Source organism: Acinetobacter bouvetii (assembly GCF_902753875.1).
GTDB lineage: Bacteria > Pseudomonadota > Gammaproteobacteria > Pseudomonadales > Moraxellaceae > Acinetobacter > Acinetobacter bouvetii_A.
The window spans coordinates 119471-138117 of sequence record NZ_CADDTS010000027.1 but is presented as its reverse complement, the minus strand read 5'-3'; the positions used below and the strand labels follow the sequence as shown (position 1 = coordinate 138117).

General features: G+C 40.1%; 20 protein-coding genes, 4 tRNA genes and 1 pseudogene. 15 read left to right on the top strand and 10 right to left on the bottom strand.

Going from position 1 to position 18647, the window contains the following annotated elements:
* The 4 genes and pseudogenes from FB6_RS08335 to FB6_RS08320 all read left to right on the top strand — a co-directional run.
* Positions 1-113: pseudogene (locus FB6_RS08335) on the top strand (IS982 family transposase); the annotation flags it as partial.
* Positions 114-635: 522 nt separating this feature from the next.
* Positions 636-1637 (top strand): lytic murein transglycosylase B, encoded by a 1002-nt coding sequence (gene mltB, locus FB6_RS08330; RefSeq protein WP_174559553.1) that lies wholly within the window; start codon positions 636-638, stop codon positions 1635-1637.
* Positions 1638-1923: 286 nt separating this feature from the next.
* Positions 1924-2532, top strand: a complete 609-nt coding sequence (locus FB6_RS08325; RefSeq protein WP_217427331.1) for a septal ring lytic transglycosylase RlpA family protein — start codon at positions 1924-1926, stop codon at positions 2530-2532.
* Positions 2533-2701: 169 nt separating this feature from the next.
* Positions 2702-3157 (top strand): DUF962 domain-containing protein, encoded by a 456-nt coding sequence (locus FB6_RS08320; protein WP_174559552.1) that lies wholly within the window; start codon positions 2702-2704, stop codon positions 3155-3157.
* Positions 3158-3271: 114 nt separating this feature from the next.
* Here FB6_RS08320 and FB6_RS08315 read toward each other — a convergent pair whose 3' ends face one another.
* From FB6_RS08315 to rpsB, 6 genes are all read right to left on the bottom strand, one after another.
* A complete protein-coding gene (locus FB6_RS08315) occupies positions 3272-3568 on the bottom strand; it encodes an AzlD domain-containing protein (RefSeq protein WP_174559551.1) in 297 nt (98 codons plus the stop codon).
* Between the two features lie 3 nt (positions 3569-3571).
* On the bottom strand, positions 3572-4273 hold the full coding sequence (locus tag FB6_RS08310; RefSeq protein ID WP_174559550.1) for an AzlC family ABC transporter permease: 702 nt from the start codon (positions 4271-4273) through the stop codon (positions 3572-3574).
* 69 nt (positions 4274-4342) lie between these two features.
* Complete coding sequence (locus tag FB6_RS08305; protein WP_174559549.1) at positions 4343-5176, bottom strand: AraC family transcriptional regulator; 834 nt, start codon at positions 5174-5176, stop codon at positions 4343-4345.
* A 66-nt stretch (positions 5177-5242) separates the two neighbouring features.
* Complete coding sequence (locus FB6_RS08300) at positions 5243-5782, bottom strand: DUF3465 domain-containing protein (protein WP_174559548.1); 540 nt, start codon at positions 5780-5782, stop codon at positions 5243-5245.
* Positions 5783-6291: 509 nt separating this feature from the next.
* Positions 6292-7167 (bottom strand): translation elongation factor Ts, encoded by an 876-nt coding sequence (gene tsf / locus FB6_RS08295; protein WP_174559547.1) that lies wholly within the window; start codon positions 7165-7167, stop codon positions 6292-6294.
* A 139-nt stretch (positions 7168-7306) separates the two neighbouring features.
* Complete coding sequence (gene rpsB, locus FB6_RS08290) at positions 7307-8059, bottom strand: 30S ribosomal protein S2 (protein WP_174559546.1); 753 nt, start codon at positions 8057-8059, stop codon at positions 7307-7309.
* Positions 8060-8267: 208 nt separating this feature from the next.
* On the opposite strand from rpsB, the gene map reads away from it, so the two are divergent.
* From map to FB6_RS08275, 3 genes are all read left to right on the top strand, one after another.
* Positions 8268-9095, top strand: a complete 828-nt coding sequence (gene map, locus FB6_RS08285) for a type I methionyl aminopeptidase (RefSeq protein WP_174559545.1) — start codon at positions 8268-8270, stop codon at positions 9093-9095.
* A gap of 192 nt (positions 9096-9287) precedes the next feature.
* Positions 9288-9707 (top strand): hypothetical protein, encoded by a 420-nt coding sequence (locus FB6_RS08280; protein WP_174559544.1) that lies wholly within the window; start codon positions 9288-9290, stop codon positions 9705-9707.
* A 326-nt stretch (positions 9708-10033) separates the two neighbouring features.
* Positions 10034-11260: a pyridoxal phosphate-dependent aminotransferase gene (locus tag FB6_RS08275; RefSeq protein ID WP_174559543.1), complete on the top strand. Its 1227-nt coding sequence runs from the start codon at positions 10034-10036 to the stop codon at positions 11258-11260.
* A 77-nt stretch (positions 11261-11337) separates the two neighbouring features.
* Here FB6_RS08275 and FB6_RS08270 read toward each other — a convergent pair whose 3' ends face one another.
* Positions 11338-12030, bottom strand: coding sequence for a DUF2711 family protein (locus FB6_RS08270; protein ID WP_174559542.1), 693 nt, complete (start codon positions 12028-12030; stop codon positions 11338-11340).
* A 30-nt stretch (positions 12031-12060) separates the two neighbouring features.
* Positions 12061-12894 (bottom strand): DMT family transporter, encoded by an 834-nt coding sequence (locus FB6_RS08265; RefSeq protein ID WP_174559541.1) that lies wholly within the window; start codon positions 12892-12894, stop codon positions 12061-12063.
* Between the two features lie 407 nt (positions 12895-13301).
* On the opposite strand from FB6_RS08265, the gene FB6_RS08260 reads away from it, so the two are divergent.
* Positions 13302-13733: a PaaI family thioesterase gene (locus tag FB6_RS08260; RefSeq protein ID WP_174559540.1), complete on the top strand. Its 432-nt coding sequence runs from the start codon at positions 13302-13304 to the stop codon at positions 13731-13733.
* Positions 13734-13803: 70 nt separating this feature from the next.
* Here FB6_RS08260 and FB6_RS08255 read toward each other — a convergent pair whose 3' ends face one another.
* Positions 13804-14262, bottom strand: coding sequence for a hypothetical protein (locus FB6_RS08255; RefSeq protein WP_174559539.1), 459 nt, complete (start codon positions 14260-14262; stop codon positions 13804-13806).
* Between the two features lie 238 nt (positions 14263-14500).
* Between FB6_RS08255 and FB6_RS08250 the strand changes: the two genes are divergently transcribed.
* Positions 14501-14576: transfer RNA gene (locus FB6_RS08250), tRNA-Asn, on the top strand.
* Between the two features lie 190 nt (positions 14577-14766).
* Here the strand turns inward: FB6_RS08250 and FB6_RS08245 are convergent.
* A complete protein-coding gene (locus tag FB6_RS08245; RefSeq protein ID WP_174559538.1) occupies positions 14767-15951 on the bottom strand; it encodes a S1C family serine protease in 1185 nt (394 codons plus the stop codon).
* A 171-nt stretch (positions 15952-16122) separates the two neighbouring features.
* Between FB6_RS08245 and FB6_RS08240 the strand changes: the two genes are divergently transcribed.
* The 6 genes from FB6_RS08240 (at position 16123) to FB6_RS08215 (ending at position 18595) form a co-directional block, all read left to right on the top strand.
* Positions 16123-16881, top strand: coding sequence for a Nif3-like dinuclear metal center hexameric protein (locus FB6_RS08240; RefSeq protein WP_174559537.1), 759 nt, complete (start codon positions 16123-16125; stop codon positions 16879-16881).
* Between the two features lie 153 nt (positions 16882-17034).
* Complete coding sequence (locus FB6_RS08235) at positions 17035-17661, top strand: superoxide dismutase (protein WP_174559536.1); 627 nt, start codon at positions 17035-17037, stop codon at positions 17659-17661.
* A gap of 159 nt (positions 17662-17820) precedes the next feature.
* A tRNA-Asn gene (locus FB6_RS08230) sits at positions 17821-17896 on the top strand.
* A 5-nt stretch (positions 17897-17901) separates the two neighbouring features.
* A tRNA-Asn gene (locus FB6_RS08225) sits at positions 17902-17977 on the top strand.
* 154 nt (positions 17978-18131) lie between these two features.
* A complete protein-coding gene (locus FB6_RS08220) occupies positions 18132-18416 on the top strand; it encodes a hypothetical protein (RefSeq protein WP_254592213.1) in 285 nt (94 codons plus the stop codon).
* A gap of 103 nt (positions 18417-18519) precedes the next feature.
* Positions 18520-18595, top strand: a tRNA-Asn gene (locus FB6_RS08215).
* The last annotated feature ends 52 nt before the right edge of the window (positions 18596-18647 follow it).

The window sequence follows — 18647 nt, the reverse complement described above, 5'->3', positions numbered from 1 at the left end:
GTAAAGCTCGTAGTATTCATGGATTTCTAAGTGGAATTTATGCTTCTTTATGTGCATACCAATTAACCCATCGAAATAAGCCAACAATTCAAATTATGAAATCATTAGCTTAAGCAGGATTCGGGTTAAATAAAATACTGACCTACGTTCGTTCAGCAATGTACTTGTATCCCGTTGCAATAGATATTTTGCAATTGAACTGTCATTTTGTCTGTCACAATAGTATTGACTACAAATAGCTATACAAACATGGTTTGAAACAGTATTTTTGCTAACTTACATTTTCAAGCTAAAATCTATAAACACTTTCGAATTACATTCGATTTTAAAACCAACAGTTTTATTGGCTTATTCATATTAATTACATTATATTTTGCCATGATTATTAAAACCTTAAAGCCCGGCTAAAATTGCCTCCATCATGATGAAGACTGAGCTGAGAGTGGTCTGGGTTTGTCGTTTTTTGTATATGTATTTGTTAATGCCGCCATGGTCAATGCTATCTTAACCCTACAGGAATTCCGTTACCTTTCATGAGTTATCGTGCTCCTGTAATTTGATGACTTTAATAGCCACTTCTGGCATCGTGATGTCGATTTGTAGACACAGATAATGTTTTTGGAAATTTGAGCAATATGTTAAATCTCAACTTTTATAATAAAGTTAAACATCTCCCCTTAATTCTCGGTGCGCTGTCGATCAGCAATTTCTGCCAAGCCAACGATTTTTATAATCATCCGAGTTATAACAACTTCAAGCAAAAAACCATGCAAACTTATGGCTTGAGTTCAGAACAGGTCGACTGGGCCATGAATGGCTCCAAAAACCTGCCAAATATTATCAATATCATGAATCGGCCTGGTGAAAGCAAGCCATGGTACGAATATAAAACTAATTTTATGGCTGAAAGCACCATTCAACGTGGTGTTCGTTTTAAAAACCAGTATGCTGACATCCTAAATCGTGCTGAACAGCAGTTTGGTGTACCGCAATCGGTGATTCTGGGTATTTTAGGGGTTGAAACCGGTTTTGGGGCCAATAAAGGCAATTTCATCACTCGTGATGCACTAGCAACTCTTGGATTTGGCTATGAACGACGTGCCCAGTATTTTCAAGATGAACTGGGTGCATTGATTGCATGGACCTATAAAGATGGTGTTCCAGCCAATTCGGTGATGGGTTCATATGCAGGTGCGATTGGCTACCCACAATTTATGCCAAGTAACATTACCAAACTGGGTGTGGACTATGACGCCAATGGTCACATTGATCTTAGAAATTCCGCAGCGGATGCAATTGGTTCAATTGCCAATTATTTAGCGCAACATGGATGGCAGCGCAATCAACCCATTGGTTTTGCTGCACGCTATACAGGTAACAATCCAACTTCAATCATTGCAAAAGATTTGGAGCAGCCTACACCTTATGGTGCTTTAAAAAATCAAGGCATTTCACCCACCAATCCAATTGTAAAAATTGATGATCTGGATATGGTGAATATCATTCAGCTTCAAGAGAGTTATGCACCGATTTACTATATTACTTATCCAAACTTTCAAGTGATTACGACTTATAACAAGAGCCGCATGTATGCAACAGCTGTATGGCAATTGGGCACTGAAATCGCTAGTCGTTAAGGCTAATTTTTACCAATAAATCACAAAGTCAAGATTTTTTTTAAAAAAATAGCTCACAAAACAGGCCTTTTACATATTATGTTACAATATTGATTATTTTTTAACCATAAACCGTTTTATTTCTGTCCTTTTTGTAATTATTTTAAGTAAAAAGTAGACAGCAGAAGTACGGCATGAATATTATCCATTTCGTCAAATGTAGTTGCAAAAGAGAATTAACAGACTTGATTGCTTGTATTTCAACCGCTTATTTGAAGTAAAAGCCAGAGTCTTTAGGAGTTTAATAATGCAGTCTTCACTGAAATATATTTTAGCCTTAACCACCACTTTTGCCCTGAGTCAGTCTCAAGCAGAAATGGTACAGTCATCATTCAATTCGGATCATGACAACTCACGCTTGGCCGCACGTGTACTAAATAAAGACGCTCAAACCTTTAACTCACACTTTTCAAACTTAAACAGCCTTTCAATCACTGAGCGTTCTGGCGATAAAATCCGTCGTCAAACTATTGCAGCAAAAATTGAAATTCCTGAAGACGAGCCTTCAGTGATTGAAAAGCTCAATACCGTTGCATCAAATACAGTTCGTAAGTTCAGTCAAACTGGTGCAGCTTCTTGGTATGGTCGTCAGTTCCACGGTCGTAAAACAGCTAGTGGTGAAACATTCGACATGAATGGTCTGACTGCAGCACATCGTAGCCTGCCTCTGAACTGTTATATTCGTGTGACCAACAAGAACAACGGTAAGAGCGTAGTGGTTAAAGTCAATGATCGTGGTCCATTCCATGGTAACCGTGTTCTAGACTTATCTTATGGCGCAGCCAAACAATTGGGTATTACCAATTCAGGTACCGCAAAAGTCAATATTGAACGTGTAGATGGCCCAAATTCATAATTTGAAACTCATCTCCTAATACATTTGACTTAAAAGCCACTTCACAGTGGCTTTTTTAATGCCTTGTATTTCCCCCTGGTTCAAATCTTTCACACTGTACAATTTTGACCCGTCGCTGTTTATTGTTTATATTTTATGCAGCACTTGATGACAGTTTCAGGGAATAAAAATGAAAACAATAACTGAATGGTTTGATGAGTATGGTGAAAGTCATCAGAACAAAACCAATAAAATGCTGCACTGGATCTGTGTGCCCACGATCTATTTTTCCATTATTGGCATTTTGGCTCATTTTAGTGTCCTGCTCACGGCCCTATTACTGGTATTTGTTTTAATTTTCTATGCACGTCTAGATCTTGTTTTGGCTGTCGCAATGGCAGCCCTGACTCTAGTCATGGCATGGCTGATTTTCATCCTGCCAACAGGGGTCGGTTTGTACATTGCGCTGTTTGTATTTGCCTGGATCGGGCAATTTTATGGTCACAAAATCGAGGGGAAAAAGCCTTCTTTCTTTAAAGATCTCCAATTTCTCCTGATTGGCCCTATTTGGTGTGTAGATGCCTACCTTTACAAAGTACTACCTTACTGGAAAACCCGCCAAAAAACGCAATTAACGAGCATATAGAGCAATACAAATTTCATAGTGATGAAAAAGATCGTTCTTCAGCGCTTTTTCATCACTTTTAAGCAGTTTTATCTGCTTATTTTCTAATTTAACGTCAAAAATCAAAAAACAGATTCAGACCATAAAAAATCCCAAACTGAGTAAAATACTCAGCAACAACTTTTTCGAAAAAAGCGTAATAAACAGGGTAAAAATCGCGCCATAAAGATAGCTATTTTGCAGCATAAATTTAGGCTGGCCATTTTCAAAAAAAATCAAGGGCACACAAATCGAAATCATTAAGCAAGGTGCCGCATATTTCAGCATACGCGTCACAAAAAATGGCAGCCAAATTTGGGTTTTCGGTTCTAAAAAGAGATAGCGATTAAAAAAAGTTACGCAGGTTAAGCTCAACACAAATAGCCAAGTCATGTTTTAGCCCTCCGAACCATCAAACATCGCAGCAACCCACATGCCCGCAAAGCCCGCCAGCAAAATAGCTGATCTCACTTCCAACCAGCTCAGTACCCAAACACTCAGCGAGGATGCAATCACCCCATAAACAGCAGCTCGATTTTGAATGAGCATCACGGCCATGACCAGAAACACCACAACCATTGAAAACTCTAGATGCAGGTTTGAAAGATCAGGCACAGTATTTGCCAGTAAAATCCCGACTAAACTAAACCCCACCCAACTGACATAAAAACTCAAACCCGCACCTAACATATAGGCATACGAAGGCTGTTTTTTTAGCATAGCTGTTGCGTATAGCTCATCTGTGAGCAAAAAACCGATGCTGAGCCTTTTGCTGAGCGGCAAAGGTTTAATGTCTTCCCTTAAACTCAGTGCATAGATAAAGTGCTGACTGGTCAGGAAAAATACCGTCAAAATAATGCTCAGCAAAGATGCACCAGTCATGAGCATACTCAAACTGACCAACTGTGCAGCACCAGCAAACACCAAAGCAGACATGCCCACAGCCTGCAAAATACTCAACCCCGCATTCATCGCGGCGGAACCTGCCAGTATTCCCCACGGAATTACGGCAACAGAAAGAGGCAGCATGTCTTGCACACCTCGAAAAAAACCCGGACTTTGCTGTTGAATTGCTTGCTGTTGCACCCAAGACTCCATTATTTCCATTCATTGGCATCAATATGCAAAATTTAGCAAAGGGCTTTCTTGTATGAAATTGCAGTTATTCTAAATTTTATGCGCCATATATTGTGCAGGCGTACATCCCAACGCTTTTTTGAAATGGCGGGTGTAATGACTCTGGTCGGAAAAGCCACACAGTTGCGCCGCTGTGGCAATTTCATAACCTTGTTTGAGGAGAGCTAAAGATTTACGTAAACGGAACTGAACCAACCATGCATGTGGAGGAAGCCCGGTAAATTTTTTAAATTGGCGCAGTAAGTGCCACGGACTCATGTCCACCACAGCCGCAAGCTCGGCTAACTGATGCTCTTTTTCAGGTTCAGCCGCGAGTATTTCCTGAACCAATACCACTTTACGATGCGCTTCAGGCAGATCTTTTAAAATCTTTACAGACTGACCATAACGACTTAATAAATAAGCCAAAGTTGAGATATATAAACTTTGTTTAAAGAGTATATTTTTAGGCTGTAACAACAAATCAAACAGTAAATTCAGCTGTTCGGCTAGCCCTTCATCATGAACCACCGCTTGTGGAAACCACGGCATGGTGCCCGCTTCATGAAAAAAATCCTGACTAATATCCTGAACCATTTCAGGTGTGGGATAAATCGCACGATAACACCAACCGGTTTCAACCGCAGAGGAACCCGTATGTACTTCATCTGCGTTGACTAAAATAATATCCCCTTGCGGTGCAATATGCTGACTTCCTGTTCGTAAAAAAGATTGAGCACCTTCATCAATTAAACCAATACAGTAGCCTTCGTGAGTATGCTTGGAAAACTGGGTATGCTGATACGAGGCTTTCAACATCTCAAGTCCATCAAGTTCTTGAACATGATGATAATTTACAAATTCACCCAATCTGTTGTCATGCATGATTAGCCTCTCCTGAAGCTTAAGCATACTGCGATTTGGCTGTACGTATAGAACAAAATTGCTCTGCTACTGATAAGTTTTTCCTTGATGCTTTAACCAGCCATCCACATGGCGGCCATTCGGATCAAGATGGGTCCAGTGCATCACCCCGCCTTTTTCAGAATATTCATATTCGCCATTAAACGCGATGGTATCGCCTTTTTGTAAATTGTCGATACGGGGCGCCAAATCAATATTATGTGCCACCAAAAGGGTTTGTCCGTTACTTAATTGCAAGATGAATTTTTGATGACGAGAACCTTCATGATCATCTCGAAGTACAGCCACCACTTGACCTGAACCTTCCACTTGAATATTGCTGAGTTTATTCTTAAACGCCTGTGCAATGACTTGATCAGCATGTGAAGCTGTGGGATTGGAGGATTGCTGTTCTACGGATGGATGCTGAACATTCGTATTGAATGAATGATCGACAATACTATTGTCTGTACTCTCATTTTGTGGCTGCGAAATTTCGTTCTTTTGCTGTTGCAGATCAATGCCATAGTAAGCAGCAAGTAATGCAAGTGCTACGCCACCAATGGTCAGATTTGTCTTATTTGCCATAATTTTGATAGAGATAATAAAAAACCTATCTGAATTTTATACTTTAAATACATCAAAAAGCTGAAATTACAGTGATAAGAATTGATCTTTTTATCAATCGGGCCCTGTTTCTTTTAAATAAAAACTGATGTAAATATTTAGGGTCTGTTGACAATTCGTCTATGTTTGCGACTATGAGTATTTTTTAGAGGATACAAGGCGTGAACTACAAAATTTAGTCATTCTAAATGCGTAGTTCACAACGATGTAGCGTCAAAAAATACTCTAGCCCCGAAGGGTTGTGGCTAAAATTATCTCAAACTGCGTCATGAAATTTAAAAATGGAACCACCATTCTTTGCATTTCATTTTTACGATGTATACATCTCATTGCTCAATTTTAGCCTACAACGCAAGCCATTTATGAAATGTCAACAGACCCTAATTATCATTCAATAACTTTATTGAACGCAAAACAGCAAGCATAAAAAAAGCCCTCATAACGAGGACTTTTTTGCAAATAATCAGCGATTATTTTGCAGCAGCTTGAGCAGCAGCAACTTCTTCAGCGAAAGAAAGTTCAGCTTTTTTCTCAATACCTTCACCAACTTCGAAACGTACGAAGTTAGCAACTGTAGTAGCTGTAGATTTAAGTACTTCTGCAACTTTTTTGTCGTTGTCGATTACGTACATTTGACGCTCAAGAACAACTTCGTTCAAGTATTTTTCAACTGAACCAGTAACCATTTTTTCAACGATGTTCGCTGGTTTACCAGATTCGATTGCTTTCGCTTCTGCAATTTCTTTCTCTTTAGCGATAAGATCAGCAGAAACGCCTTCAGCAGTAACAGCAACTGGGTTGAACGCAGCAACGTGCATTGCAATACCTTTACCAGTAGCAGCATCACCAGCATAAGAAACCACAACACCAATTTTTAAACCGTGTTTGTAAACTGCAAGGTTTTCACCTTCTACAATTTTAGCACGACGAACCTGGATGTTTTCACCGATTTTTTGAACAAGCGCAATACGTGCTTCTTCTACAGTTTGGCCATCTTCAAGTTTTAATTCAGCAATTTTAGCTGCATCAGTTTCGTTTGCAGCAAGAGCAGCCGCCGCAACTTTAGCAGAGAAACCAGCAAAGTTTTCGTCTTTAGCAACGAAGTCAGTTTGGCAGTTTACTTCTAAAAGAATAGCTTTGTTGCCTTCTTGAGCGATTGTGATTGCACCGTCAGCAGCAATGTTACCAGCTTTTTTAGCTGCTTTTGCTTGACCAGATTTACGAAGGTTATCAATCGCTAATTCGATGTCACCGTTCGCTTCTGTCAATGCTTTTTTACATTCCATCATTGCTAGGCCAGTACGGTCACGCAATTCTTTTACCATGCTCGCAGTAACTGCAGTCATGTTATTCTCCTAAATACGGTAGAAAATGAATCTGTTCAACAAAAACGGCCCAAAGTGTTCTCTGGGCCGTTTTGCTTTCTTGACGCTTAATTTGCCACGATTACATGTCGCAAAAATGACAATTTTGCGTCAATACGCATTAAGCCTCTGGAGCTTCTTTAGCAGCTTCATCGCCTTTAGCTTGAGCATTTGCTTGTGATTGAGCGTATTCTTTACCAGCAAGAATCGCATCAGCCATAGCAGAAGCGTAAAGAGTAACTGCACGGATCGCATCGTCGTTACCAGGAATAACGTAATCTACGTTGTCTGGGTTAGAGTTTGTATCAACGATACCGATTACAGGAATACCAAGGTTTTTAGCTTCTTTAATTGCAATTGCTTCGTGATCAACATCGATTACGAATAATGCATCAGGTAAACCACCCATGTTTTTAACGCCGCCTAAAGCACGTTCAAGTTTTTCCATCTCACGAGTACGTTCTAAAGCTTCACGTTTAGTAAGTTTAGCGAAAGTACCGTCAGTAGATTGAGTTTGAAGGTCTTTTAAACGGTTGATTGACTGACGAAGAGTTTTCCAGTTAGTCAACATACCACCCAACCAGCGGTGATCAACGTATGGTTGACCTGCGCGTTGAGCTTGTTCACGGATGATGTTAGAAGCAGCACGTTTAGTACCAACGAACAATACTTTGTTCTTTTTGCTAGCAAGATTGTTAACAAAGTTCAAAGCATCATTTAACGCAGGAACAGTGTGTTCAAGGTTGATGATGTGAATTTTGTTACGCGCACCAAAGATGTATTCGCGCATCTTTGGATTCCAGAAACGAGTTTGGTGACCGAAGTGTGCGCCAGCTTGAAGAAGGTCGCGCATGCTTACGTTGTAATCTGCCATTTTCTTTACCTTAAAGTTTGGGTTAGGCCTCCATATATCCGCATTCTCCACTCTTGCGAGCACCCAGAGAAATGTGTCGATATATGTGCGGATTTTATTGCCCCATCGCACAAAGCCCGTGAAAATTTATTCACGAAAAAGCATTTGATAAAATGGGCGGCTATTTATACCATAGTCACACACAAATTTCCAAAAGTTTTTAAAGATCATGAACAGTACTTACGAAGCTCCCCGCCGTTTAATTAAAACACCAGATGAAATTGAAAAAATGCGTGTGGCGGGACGACTGGCGGCTGAAGTTTTGGATATGATCAAACCGCATATCAAACCGGGTGTTTCTACACTCGAATTGGATACGATTTGTCACGATTATATTGTCAATAAACAAGACGCGATTCCAGCCTGCTTAGGCTATGGTGCAGCACCGGGTCGCCCTGCCTTCCAGCATGTGATTTGTACTTCAGTCAACCACGTGGTGTGTCACGGTATTCCATCTGAAAGTAAGATTCTGAAAAAAGGTGACATCCTAAATATTGATGTGACCGTCATTAAAGATGGCTATCACGGTGACACCAACATGATGTATATCGTGGGCGGTGAAACTTCAATTTTGGCCGAGCGCTTATGTAAAGTGGCACAAGAAGCCATGTATCGTGGCATGGAAACGGTAAAACCGGGTTCTACCATTGGTGATATTGGGAATGCCATCCAAAAATATGTAGAAGCTGAACGTTTTGGCGTCGTACGTGAATACTGTGGTCATGGTATTGGTACTGTGTTCCATGATGAACCGCAAGTTTTACATTACGGTCAACCAGATACCGGCATGGTGCTTGAAGAAGGCATGACCTTTACCATTGAACCCATGGTGAACGGCGGTGACTGGAAAACCAAAATTCTAGGCGACAAATGGACTGTAGTCACCAAAGACCATAGCCTGTCTGCGCAATATGAACACACCCTTTTAGTGACCAAAACCGGTGTTGAAGTATTGACTGCACGTCCGGAAGAAGATTTATCTCGTTTTAATCAATAAGCTTTATTCGGATACTTTTTAAGGTCTTTTGATATGACATAAATGGCTACACCTGTTGTAGCCATTTTCATGTGCAACAATTCTGGACAATTATTGTCTAATTTTTTTGACCAAAATTTGTATCACATTCAATTGATTTTCAATCCCTTTCCCACATACTGATGCACAGTTCAATTTACCGTAGAGGCTTCCATGCACGATTTTAGCAATGTTACTGTTACTCGAAATGATGATGATTCTGTTTCCTTACTGATCGATCAAAAGCCTATTTCTGAACGCTATGGCATGAAGTTTAGCGCAAGCATTGTAGATGAACTCAAAGCCCTAGCCACCGGTCAAAACATGAAACTGTTTGATCAGTTTGTCTTTGCACATACCGATTTGAATTTCGAACACAATTATCGTTATGTCACCTGTATCGTAAATACTGAAACCGGTTATCAGGTAACACGAAACTTTGTCTATACTATTAATGCTCAAGGCCAGCAACCGATCGAACATGTGATTAGCAAGCAAGGCCAACCGATGACCACAGCCGATGTACATGAGTTTATTCATACCCATCTGCAAAAATCATTAAATGATTACACTGACCTGAATTATGCCTATTAATTTTTGGCTGTAATAATATCCAAAGATTAAATCCAGTTTCTTAATCAAGAAGCACACTACGATTGAATCAAACCTTGATGAATTGTAGTGTGCTTTTTCACACAGTCATTCACATTAAATCATCCATATTTGTGCCATTTTTTGATTATTGACCTTTATTTTATTCGAACTAAGCCACTCTATTATTTATTGTTATTACCCTATTCATTCAATGGAATTACATACTTTTTTCTGATATTGCTATATTCACTCTCCCCTTTTTAGCGCAATTTAAGCTAAGATAGTGTGCTTTTTATTTTTTAATCCCTATAAGAAGGAATACTGCCGTGGACGTACGTCTCTCTGATCGTGTAAATGCTATCAAACCGTCCCCTACACTTGCTGTTACCAACAAAGCTGCTGAACTTAAAGCTGCTGGTAAAAACGTAATTGGCTTGGGTGCAGGTGAACCAGATTTTGACACCCCACAACACATCAAAGATGCAGCAATTGCAGCTATTAACAACGGTTTCACTAAATACACCGCTGTTGACGGTACTCCAGGTCTTAAAAAAGCAATTATTGCTAAATTAAAACGCGACAACAATTTAGATTACGCTGCGAACCAAATCTTGGTTTCTTGCGGTGGTAAACAATCTTTCTTTAACTTGGCTCTTGCTTTGTTAAACAAAGGCGACGAAGTAATTATCCCTGCTCCGTACTGGGTAAGCTACCCAGACATGGTGATCATTGCTGAAGGCGTGCCTGTAATTGTAAAATGTGGTGAAGAACAACGTTTCAAAATCACACCTGCTCAACTAGAAGCAGCGATTACCGACAAAACTCGTTTAGTAGTTTTAAACAGCCCTTCAAACCCAACAGGTATGATCTACACCAAAGCTGAATTAGAAGCTTTGGCTGACGTACTTCGTAAATACCCAGAAGTTCTTGTTGCCTCTGATGATATGTACGAACCAATCCGTTGGGACGACGAATTCTACAACATCGCAACTGTTGCACCTGACCTTTACGACCGCGTAATCGTTCTTAACGGTGTATCTAAAGCTTATGCAATGACTGGCTGGCGTATTGGCTACGCAGCGGGCCCTGCTAAACTGATTGGTGCGATGAAAAAAATCCAATCACAATCAACTTCAAACCCAACTTCTATTTCACAAGTTGCTGCTGAAGCTGCATTGAATGGTCCTCAAGACGTTCTTGAGCCTATGATTGAAGCATTCAAACGCCGTCATGACCTTGTAGTAAAAGGTTTGAACGACATCAACGGTATTACCTGCCTTCCTGCTGACGGTGCATTCTATGCATACGCTAACATCCGTCCATTGATTCGTGCAAAAGGTTTAAAATCTTGCACAGAATTCTCTGCATGGTTATTGGAAGAAACTGGTGTTGCTGTTGTTCCTGGTGATGCATTCGGTCTTGGTGGTTACATGCGTATTTCATATGCAACTGCTGACGAAGTCCTAGTAGATGCGCTTGCTCGTATCAAAAAAGCTGCTGATTCAATCGAAGGCGTAGACGCTGCGATTGCTTCAATTGCTGCTGAAAAATAATCTGCTTTTTTTTAAAAGCTAGATATAAAAAAACCCGCGATTTTCGCGGGTTTTTTTATGGCTTAAATTTTTATGATTTAAATATCATGAAGCCCCCAATACACTTCCGTATTGGGTGTACAGAAAAATCCTTCAAATGGATGGATTTCTAGAATCTGATCAATAATTTTTTTGGAAGAACACAAAAAGGTACAGTGACTGTCCCAATGTGTGGCAAATAGAAGCTGATGATCTTCAGTATAGTTACAATGGTATGTTTGCTGTGAAATTAACAATTCTTCTATATTATGCAAAGTTGGTGGAATATACGAAAACTCTTCACCCAACCAAAGTTTCGAATAACCCAGTTTTTGTATGCTGCTCAATATTGGATGAGTTAAAAAAGGAGAAATGATTCGAGTTTCATCTGGATACATAATTCCACTTTCACAGCACAGCTTTTTAATCATTGAAGCATACTTTTTATTCTGCTCATTTAAATCTAAATCTCTAGTTAAAGCTCTTAAACCAATATCAATTTGAGATATATTTTCAAAATCGGTAAGTTCAATTACTTGCTGCCAAGTAACTGCTTCACACCCTTTTCTCGACACTGCATCATCTGGCCAATTATCAAAATTCTCTGTGTCTAAATTTAGAGTTACACCTGTATAAAATGGATGCAGCAAGATATAAACACTTTCAAAAAGCCCTGAATAATACTCCAAAATCTTTCCATCATATGGATAAGATGCATAAATTTCAGGAATCAACCTATTATTTTCGTTCATGATTTATATCTTCTAATTTTCAATTTTTTGTCAATGCTTCATCCCTGCTGAAGACCAAATCACCAAGCCAATCCCCGCTAAAACAATCGCAGCTGAAATAACGATACGTAGACTCAGCGGCTCACCAATAAACAATGCACCGCCAACAATTGCCAAACACGGCACAGACAATTGCACACTGCTGGCCATTACACGGTCTATCTGCTTCACTATGGCATACCAAAGCACATATGCACCGCTAGAGGCTAAACCGCCTGACAGCATCGCCAAAAGCACACCTTGAGGCAATGCAAAACTTTGTGCATAAAACACAGCATACGCCAGCAAGACAAAAGGAATCGCCAGCACGAAATTGGCCAAGGTACTTGCCAACGGGTTTTGCATCTTCTTACCTGTAATGCTGTACATTGCCCAACCTATTCCTGAAAACACCATCATAGCTGCATAAACTAAATTCGGAGCAGTTGTACCCGGAAGTAAGAGAATAAAAATACCGATAATTGCAATGCCCAATCCAATACCACGGCGCATATTGATTTTTTCACCATGACATAAACCATAGCCAACCATGCTGAGCTGAACCGTACCAAATAACAACAATGCCCCCACGCCTGCATCTATATGTAGATATGCTGCCGAGAAAGCCACAATATACAGCGCTAAATAAAATCCGTTTTTAAGACTCCATTCAATTTTGGCTTTTTGCGCAGAAAATAGGTAAAGCACCAATAAAACAACGGCGCCACTACAGACACGAATCAAACTAAAACTCATCGGGTCAATCTGAGATTCAGCCAAGGCTAGACGGCATAGAACCGAATTAGCAGCAAAAGCCAGCATAGCAATACAAATTTTAAGCAGCATGGTTGAGCATCCCTATTCAACAACCTACTCTAGATATAGCCAATCTCTCTTTTTAAAACCATAAAGATTTTCTGATGCACCTTATAAACAATACATATGAGCAAATTCTGGAAATCCATAACAAAGATCCTGATGCAGTTGATGATTCTACAATTCAACACTCAAGTTTTATAAACCACTGCAAGTGGCTCTCCACCGATTTTTAGCGACTTTTTATAGCGTGAGAAATAGTACGCTTAGTTTGATGGTTCAATAAGCTTCTAATTTTTTATTCACTCAAGAATTTTTATTTCACAAAAGCCTGCTGAATATTTCTTGACGATTTTGATCTGCATCGCTAATTTAAACCTCAAGTTCCTTTTTGGAACTTATAAATCAATAAAGGCATCAATAAGGAAATAAAGACAATGAATCCCAAAGAAATGACTGGACTACAACTTTTACAAGCCATGTGTGCAGGCAAGATTCCGCCTGCCAGCATTAGTGAAACCATTCCCATGCAGCCTTATGAGGTGGCAGAAGGAACCATTCGTTTCAAAGTCAAAGCAGATCACCGTCATTTAAACCCATTGGGTGGCGTACACGGTGGTTTTGCAGCGACCGTGCTGGATTCAGTGACCGGATGTGCAGTACATACCATGCTGGAAGCGGGTGTGGGTTATGGCACCATCGATCTCAATATCAAAATGTGCCGCCCTATTCCTAAAGATCAAGAACTCCTTGCTGTAGGCAACGTCATCAATATCAGTAAAAATTTAGGGATTTCTGAAGGCAGAATTGTCGATGAAGAAGGCAAACTTTATGCACATGCTACTGCGACTTGTATGATTATCCGTTAATACGGTGAGATTGAGCTAAAAATTGCGAGAGCTTAAGCCATTCTTAAGCTCTTACCTAGTTGGATCATCATTAAACCGCCGATTTAAACGATTTTGTAAGTGCAGATAAAGACACTTCTGGACGCGAAGTGGCTTTATAAATACATAAATATTTAAAGACACTGTCTAGAGATACAGCAAGTTTTTTCTGCTCTGACACCGACCATACTTTAGAGTTATTGCGTCCGGATAAGGCACTGCCATTGAGTTGATACAAATACAGATCATGATCACGCTGTAAGGATTGCTTGCGGCCATTGGAATAGCTATCTAGCAGTAATTGACAGGGTGAATTGATTAACCATTTATCACTAAACCACAGCTGCAATAAATCACCCAGATATAAGGCTTGGGTTCCGACAGGCCATACCTGAATATAAGCATCCTCAACGGCAGTCTGATATCGCTCTGGATTTTGAATAATGGAAAGGTAATTAGCTTGATAAAAAGATAAATTTGAAAAAATTTCGGCAATCGTCAGCGTATGCATTCGCTTTCTCCTGTTTAGCCATTTTAGTGCTGGCAAGTTGGTTTAAATCCACACTGTTTGAACTTTCGTTCAAACGCTCTGTTATGCATTCAATCTAACAAGCCCGTTTTGGCTGTGCAAGTTTTTTTAGGATTTTTGGTTTATTTGTCTAAATAAAAAGCATACAGCACAAAAATGAAAGAATCGTGACACATTTAGCTTGACCCCCTTCAAAATCTGCTTATAATCGCATTCAGATTCTCCAATAGCTCAGTCGGTAGAGCGACGGACTGTTAATCCGCAGGTCCCTGGTTCGAGCCCAGGTTGGAGAGCCAAATACGAAAAAGCCCGCAGCATTAAAGCGGGCTTTTTTATGCCTCGAAGATTGCTATCTGCGTTGTAGATAGCGCATAAAATTCTGCAATCCATCCTTCAAACCATAAAAAATTGCCATAAAAAAAGCGCATCGAAATGCGCTTCTTCTTCACTCCTATTCCCCCGCTCTAGCCAAGCACAAAGACTACTCTATTGTTGCTGAGGTAAAGGAATATATTGTGAATTATTGTTCTGTGCTTTACGTTCAGTCACCACCACACTCAAGGTTAATGGTTTCTCATCGCGCACCACTTCAACTTTAATGGTGCTATTCGGCGCTTGCAAAGCCACATAATTAATCAGATGTGAAGCAGAGGTAATTGGCTCGCCATTCACCTGTACAATCTTGTCACCTTTTTTAATACCTGCATTGGCTGCTGGTCCTTGAGGAAGCACGTCTGCAACCACGACACCATTTTGCTTAGGTTGCAGAATATTATCCTGCTGTACTGGCATCAGGCTAATACCCAACCAGCCACGAACAACCCGGCCATCTTTCAAAATTGAATTCAGGATTTGCTGACATACTTTAGCCGGAATGGCAAAACCAATCCCCAATGAACCACCTGATTGAGAGAAAATTGCGGTATTCACCCCAATCAAATTACCCGCGACATCAATCAGTGCACCACCCGAATTACCCGGATTGATGGCAGCATCGGTTTGAATAAAGTCTTCATAAGTATTGATACCTAAATCCGAACGGTTGGTGGCTGAAATAATCCCCTGAGTCACCGTTTGACCGACACCAAATGGGTTACCAATGGCCAGCACCACATCTCCTACCTCATTACCGCTAAGTTTAAAAGGCAATACTGGAAGTTTATCGAGTTCAATCTTGATGACTGCCAAATCCGAATCTGGGTCTGTACCAATAATTTTCGCCACCGCACGACGTCCATCACTCAAACCCACCACAATTTGATCTGCTTGAGCAATCACGTGATTATTGGTCAGGATATAGCCATCTGAACGAACAATCACCCCCGAACCCAGGCTATTTTCATTTTGTTCCTGACCGAATTGATCTGGTGCTTGATCACCAAAGAATTCACGAAATGAGGGATCATTCAACAAAGGATGCTGGGACTTATTCACTTTCTGCGTGGTAAAGATATTTACCACCGCTGGTGCAGCCACTTTAACAGCAGCACTATAAGAATCTACTCCACCCGTTCTGTTCGTATTGACTAAAGGCTCTACATTTTCAGCAGGCATTTTCACACCATCAGCCGCAACAGGTGCTTTCGGTTGCTGATATTTTTGCCATGCAAGAAAACCAAGAGTGACCAAAATGAGTAATACCCAAGGTAACCACGAGAAGGTGCGACGCACGTTAATTTCCTCTATCAATATTTTAATTCGTTGATGACTAAGTAATTTATCTGCCATTGTAAGATGAAACATAGCTAGATACATAAAAATAGTTCAAGAGTTTTGTGATGCTTTAGTTACAATTCAAAATATGTTTTGATGATATTCAATATTCAGGCTGTTAAGAAATTTATGGCAAAGCTCAACGAAATTATTCAATGGTGTGATCAAACCCTGAAATCACACGAATTTAAAGATTATGCACCCAATGGCCTGCAAATCGAAGGCAAACAGGACATTCATAAAATTTTATGTGCCGTGACTGCCTCGCAAGATGCCATTGATGCAGCCATTGCACAAGGCGCCGACTTGCTATTGGTACATCATGGCTATTTCTGGAAAGGCGAACCCTACCCGATTACCGGCATGCGCGGTAAACGCATCAAAAGCCTGATCCAACAGGATATCTCACTAGTGGGTTATCACTTACCTTTAGATAGTCACCCTACTTTAGGTAATAATGCAGCCATTGCTGATATTTTGGAATTAGAAAATATTGAAGCTTTAGATCCAGCTGAACGCAACCCGATTGGTAATATCGGTTATCTGCACACCGCCATGTCTGCCGAAGACTTTAAACACTATGTGTCTGAGCGTTTAAATTTTAATGCCATTCATTTACCTGCTGAAAAAAACAGCATTCATAAAGTAGCGTATTGTACCGGTGGCGCTCAGGATTTTATTGGCAAAGCAGCCGCACAAAACTGTGATGCCTATATCTCAGGTGAAGTCAGCGAGCGGACTTTTTATGAAGCCAAAGAGCTGAATGTGCACTACTATGCCTGCGGACATCATGCTACCGAACGTTATGGGGTACAACGGCTGGCAAAAGCTATTTCAGAACAGTTCAATATTGAGTATAGTTACTTCGAATTAAACAATCCGATTTAATTTAGAATTGATGGTTTAACATTTTCTTTATACGTATAAATTCGGGCTTTATTCTGTATTGTTATTTATAAGCAATGCGCAATTTCCCTCAAGAATCTATTACAATAAAGCCACTTAATGTTAAAACCCAGCAAAACGCAAGGAATTGAAGACATGACAACGATTACTTTACCGGCACTTCCATTCGGTTATGAAGATCTTGCTCCACACATCAGCAAAGAAACTTTAGAATACCATCACGACAAGCACCACAACACTTATGTTGTTAACTTGAACAACCTGATCAAAGGTACTGACCTTGAAGGTAAAACTTTAGAAGAAATCATTACAGCGACTGCTGGTGATGCATCTAAAGCAGGTGTATTCAACAATGCTGCTCAAGTGTGGAACCACACTTTCTACTGGAACTGCTTGGCTAAAAACGGTGGCGGTAAAGCAACTGGTGCTTTGGCTGCAAAAATTGATGAAGCTTTCGGTTCTTACGAAAAATTTGCTGAAGAATTCGCTGCTGCTGCAACTACTCAATTCGGTTCAGGCTGGGCTTGGTTAGTTGCTGACAAAGTAAACGGCAACCTTTCTATCCTTAAAACTTCAAATGCTGACACTCCACTTGCTCATGGTCAAGTTGCTGTGCTTACCATTGACGTTTGGGAACACGCTTATTACATCGACTACCGTAATGCACGTCCTGCTTACATTAAAACTTTCCTAGAAAGCCTAGCAAACTGGGATTATGCAAACGCGAAATATGCTGGTCAAGCTGCTGGCGTAGAAAAATAAGAAATAAAATATTTTTTATTTTTATGCATAAAAAATCACCCTTTATGGGTGATTTTTTTATTTTCAGGCTATAAACGAATATTTATAAAGCAAATGATTCATTTCTTTACATTATCTTGTTGACGACTCCTGTTTTCATCCCTAAAATGCGCTTCAGATTCTCCAATAGCTCAGTCGGTAGAGCGACGGACTGTTAATCCGCAGGTCCCTGGTTCGAGCCCAGGTTGGAGAGCCATCTATTCTTCCATAGCTCAGTCGGTAGAGCGACGGACTGTTAATCCGCAGGTCCCTGGTTCGAGCCCAGGTGGAAGAGCCAAGATTCTAAAAAGCCCACTCATAATGAAGTGGGCTTTTTTTATATGTAAGTTTTACAAGTTTGCACTCTTGTCAATTTTCCCATTCCGCATTATTTTTAACTCAATTCATGATCAATAAAAATAGATAAAATGAACCTACCCTGGCTTAAATCAATGATCTTTTGGGCAATCCTGATTATTGTGGTTTTCCTGATTTTCCAATGTACACAGAAATCGGAAGCCAATAAAACTGCGCCAACATTGATGTATGAAAGACTGTATCAATGCACTCGCGAGTTAGATGTGAAACAGCATCAAGCTTTAATTCAAAAAATACAAAGCACAATACAAGATGACATGAAACAGGTAGATTTGGTGCAATTGATCAATCAATGTCGAAATGCCAATCCTGTAAAGTCTAAACAGGACTATGTAAATGCAATCAAAAATTTAAAATAATCCGCCATCAGATTATTTTTAAAACATTCAATTCATTTTCATGGCTTTTTTAACTAGAAACCCTTGACCCCTTAAGCATAGATACATAGAATGCGTATCAGATTCTCCAATAGCTCAGTCGGTAGAGCGACGGACTGTTAATCCGCAGGTCCCTGGTTCGAGCCCAGGTTGGAGAGCCAGATTCTAAAAACCCACTCAACAGAGTGGGTTTTTTCTTATTGCAAGATTTTA

Bases quoted from the DNA above. Each gene is read 5' to 3' on its own strand.
- FB6_RS08260 (WP_174559540.1), top strand. From the start codon at position 13,302: ATGAATCCCAAAGAAATGACTGGACTACAACTTTTACAAGCCATGTGT.
- FB6_RS08325 (WP_217427331.1), top strand. From the start codon at position 1,924: ATGCAGTCTTCACTGAAATATATTTTAGCCTTAACCACCACTTTTGCC.
- FB6_RS08315 (WP_174559551.1), bottom strand. From the start codon at position 3,568: ATGACTTGGCTATTTGTGTTGAGCTTAACCTGCGTAACTTTTTTTAAT.
- FB6_RS08265 (WP_174559541.1), bottom strand. From the start codon at position 12,894: ATGCTGCTTAAAATTTGTATTGCTATGCTGGCTTTTGCTGCTAATTCG.
- FB6_RS08240 (WP_174559537.1), top strand. From the start codon at position 16,123: ATGGCAAAGCTCAACGAAATTATTCAATGGTGTGATCAAACCCTGAAA.
- map (WP_174559545.1), top strand. From the start codon at position 8,268: ATGAACAGTACTTACGAAGCTCCCCGCCGTTTAATTAAAACACCAGAT.
- tsf (WP_174559547.1), bottom strand. From the start codon at position 7,167: ATGACTGCAGTTACTGCGAGCATGGTAAAAGAATTGCGTGACCGTACT.
- FB6_RS08220 (WP_254592213.1), top strand. From the start codon at position 18,132: ATGATCTTTTGGGCAATCCTGATTATTGTGGTTTTCCTGATTTTCCAA.
- mltB (WP_174559553.1), top strand. From the start codon at position 636: ATGTTAAATCTCAACTTTTATAATAAAGTTAAACATCTCCCCTTAATT.
- FB6_RS08280 (WP_174559544.1), top strand. From the start codon at position 9,288: ATGCACGATTTTAGCAATGTTACTGTTACTCGAAATGATGATGATTCT.
- FB6_RS08270 (WP_174559542.1), bottom strand. From the start codon at position 12,030: ATGAACGAAAATAATAGGTTGATTCCTGAAATTTATGCATCTTATCCA.
- FB6_RS08320 (WP_174559552.1), top strand. From the start codon at position 2,702: ATGAAAACAATAACTGAATGGTTTGATGAGTATGGTGAAAGTCATCAG.
- FB6_RS08305 (WP_174559549.1), bottom strand. From the start codon at position 5,176: ATGCATGACAACAGATTGGGTGAATTTGTAAATTATCATCATGTTCAA.
- FB6_RS08255 (WP_174559539.1), bottom strand. From the start codon at position 14,262: ATGCATACGCTGACGATTGCCGAAATTTTTTCAAATTTATCTTTTTAT.
- FB6_RS08235 (WP_174559536.1), top strand. From the start codon at position 17,035: ATGACAACGATTACTTTACCGGCACTTCCATTCGGTTATGAAGATCTT.
- FB6_RS08300 (WP_174559548.1), bottom strand. From the start codon at position 5,782: ATGGCAAATAAGACAAATCTGACCATTGGTGGCGTAGCACTTGCATTA.
- rpsB (WP_174559546.1), bottom strand. From the start codon at position 8,059: ATGGCAGATTACAACGTAAGCATGCGCGACCTTCTTCAAGCTGGCGCA.
- FB6_RS08310 (WP_174559550.1), bottom strand. From the start codon at position 4,273: ATGGAGTCTTGGGTGCAACAGCAAGCAATTCAACAGCAAAGTCCGGGT.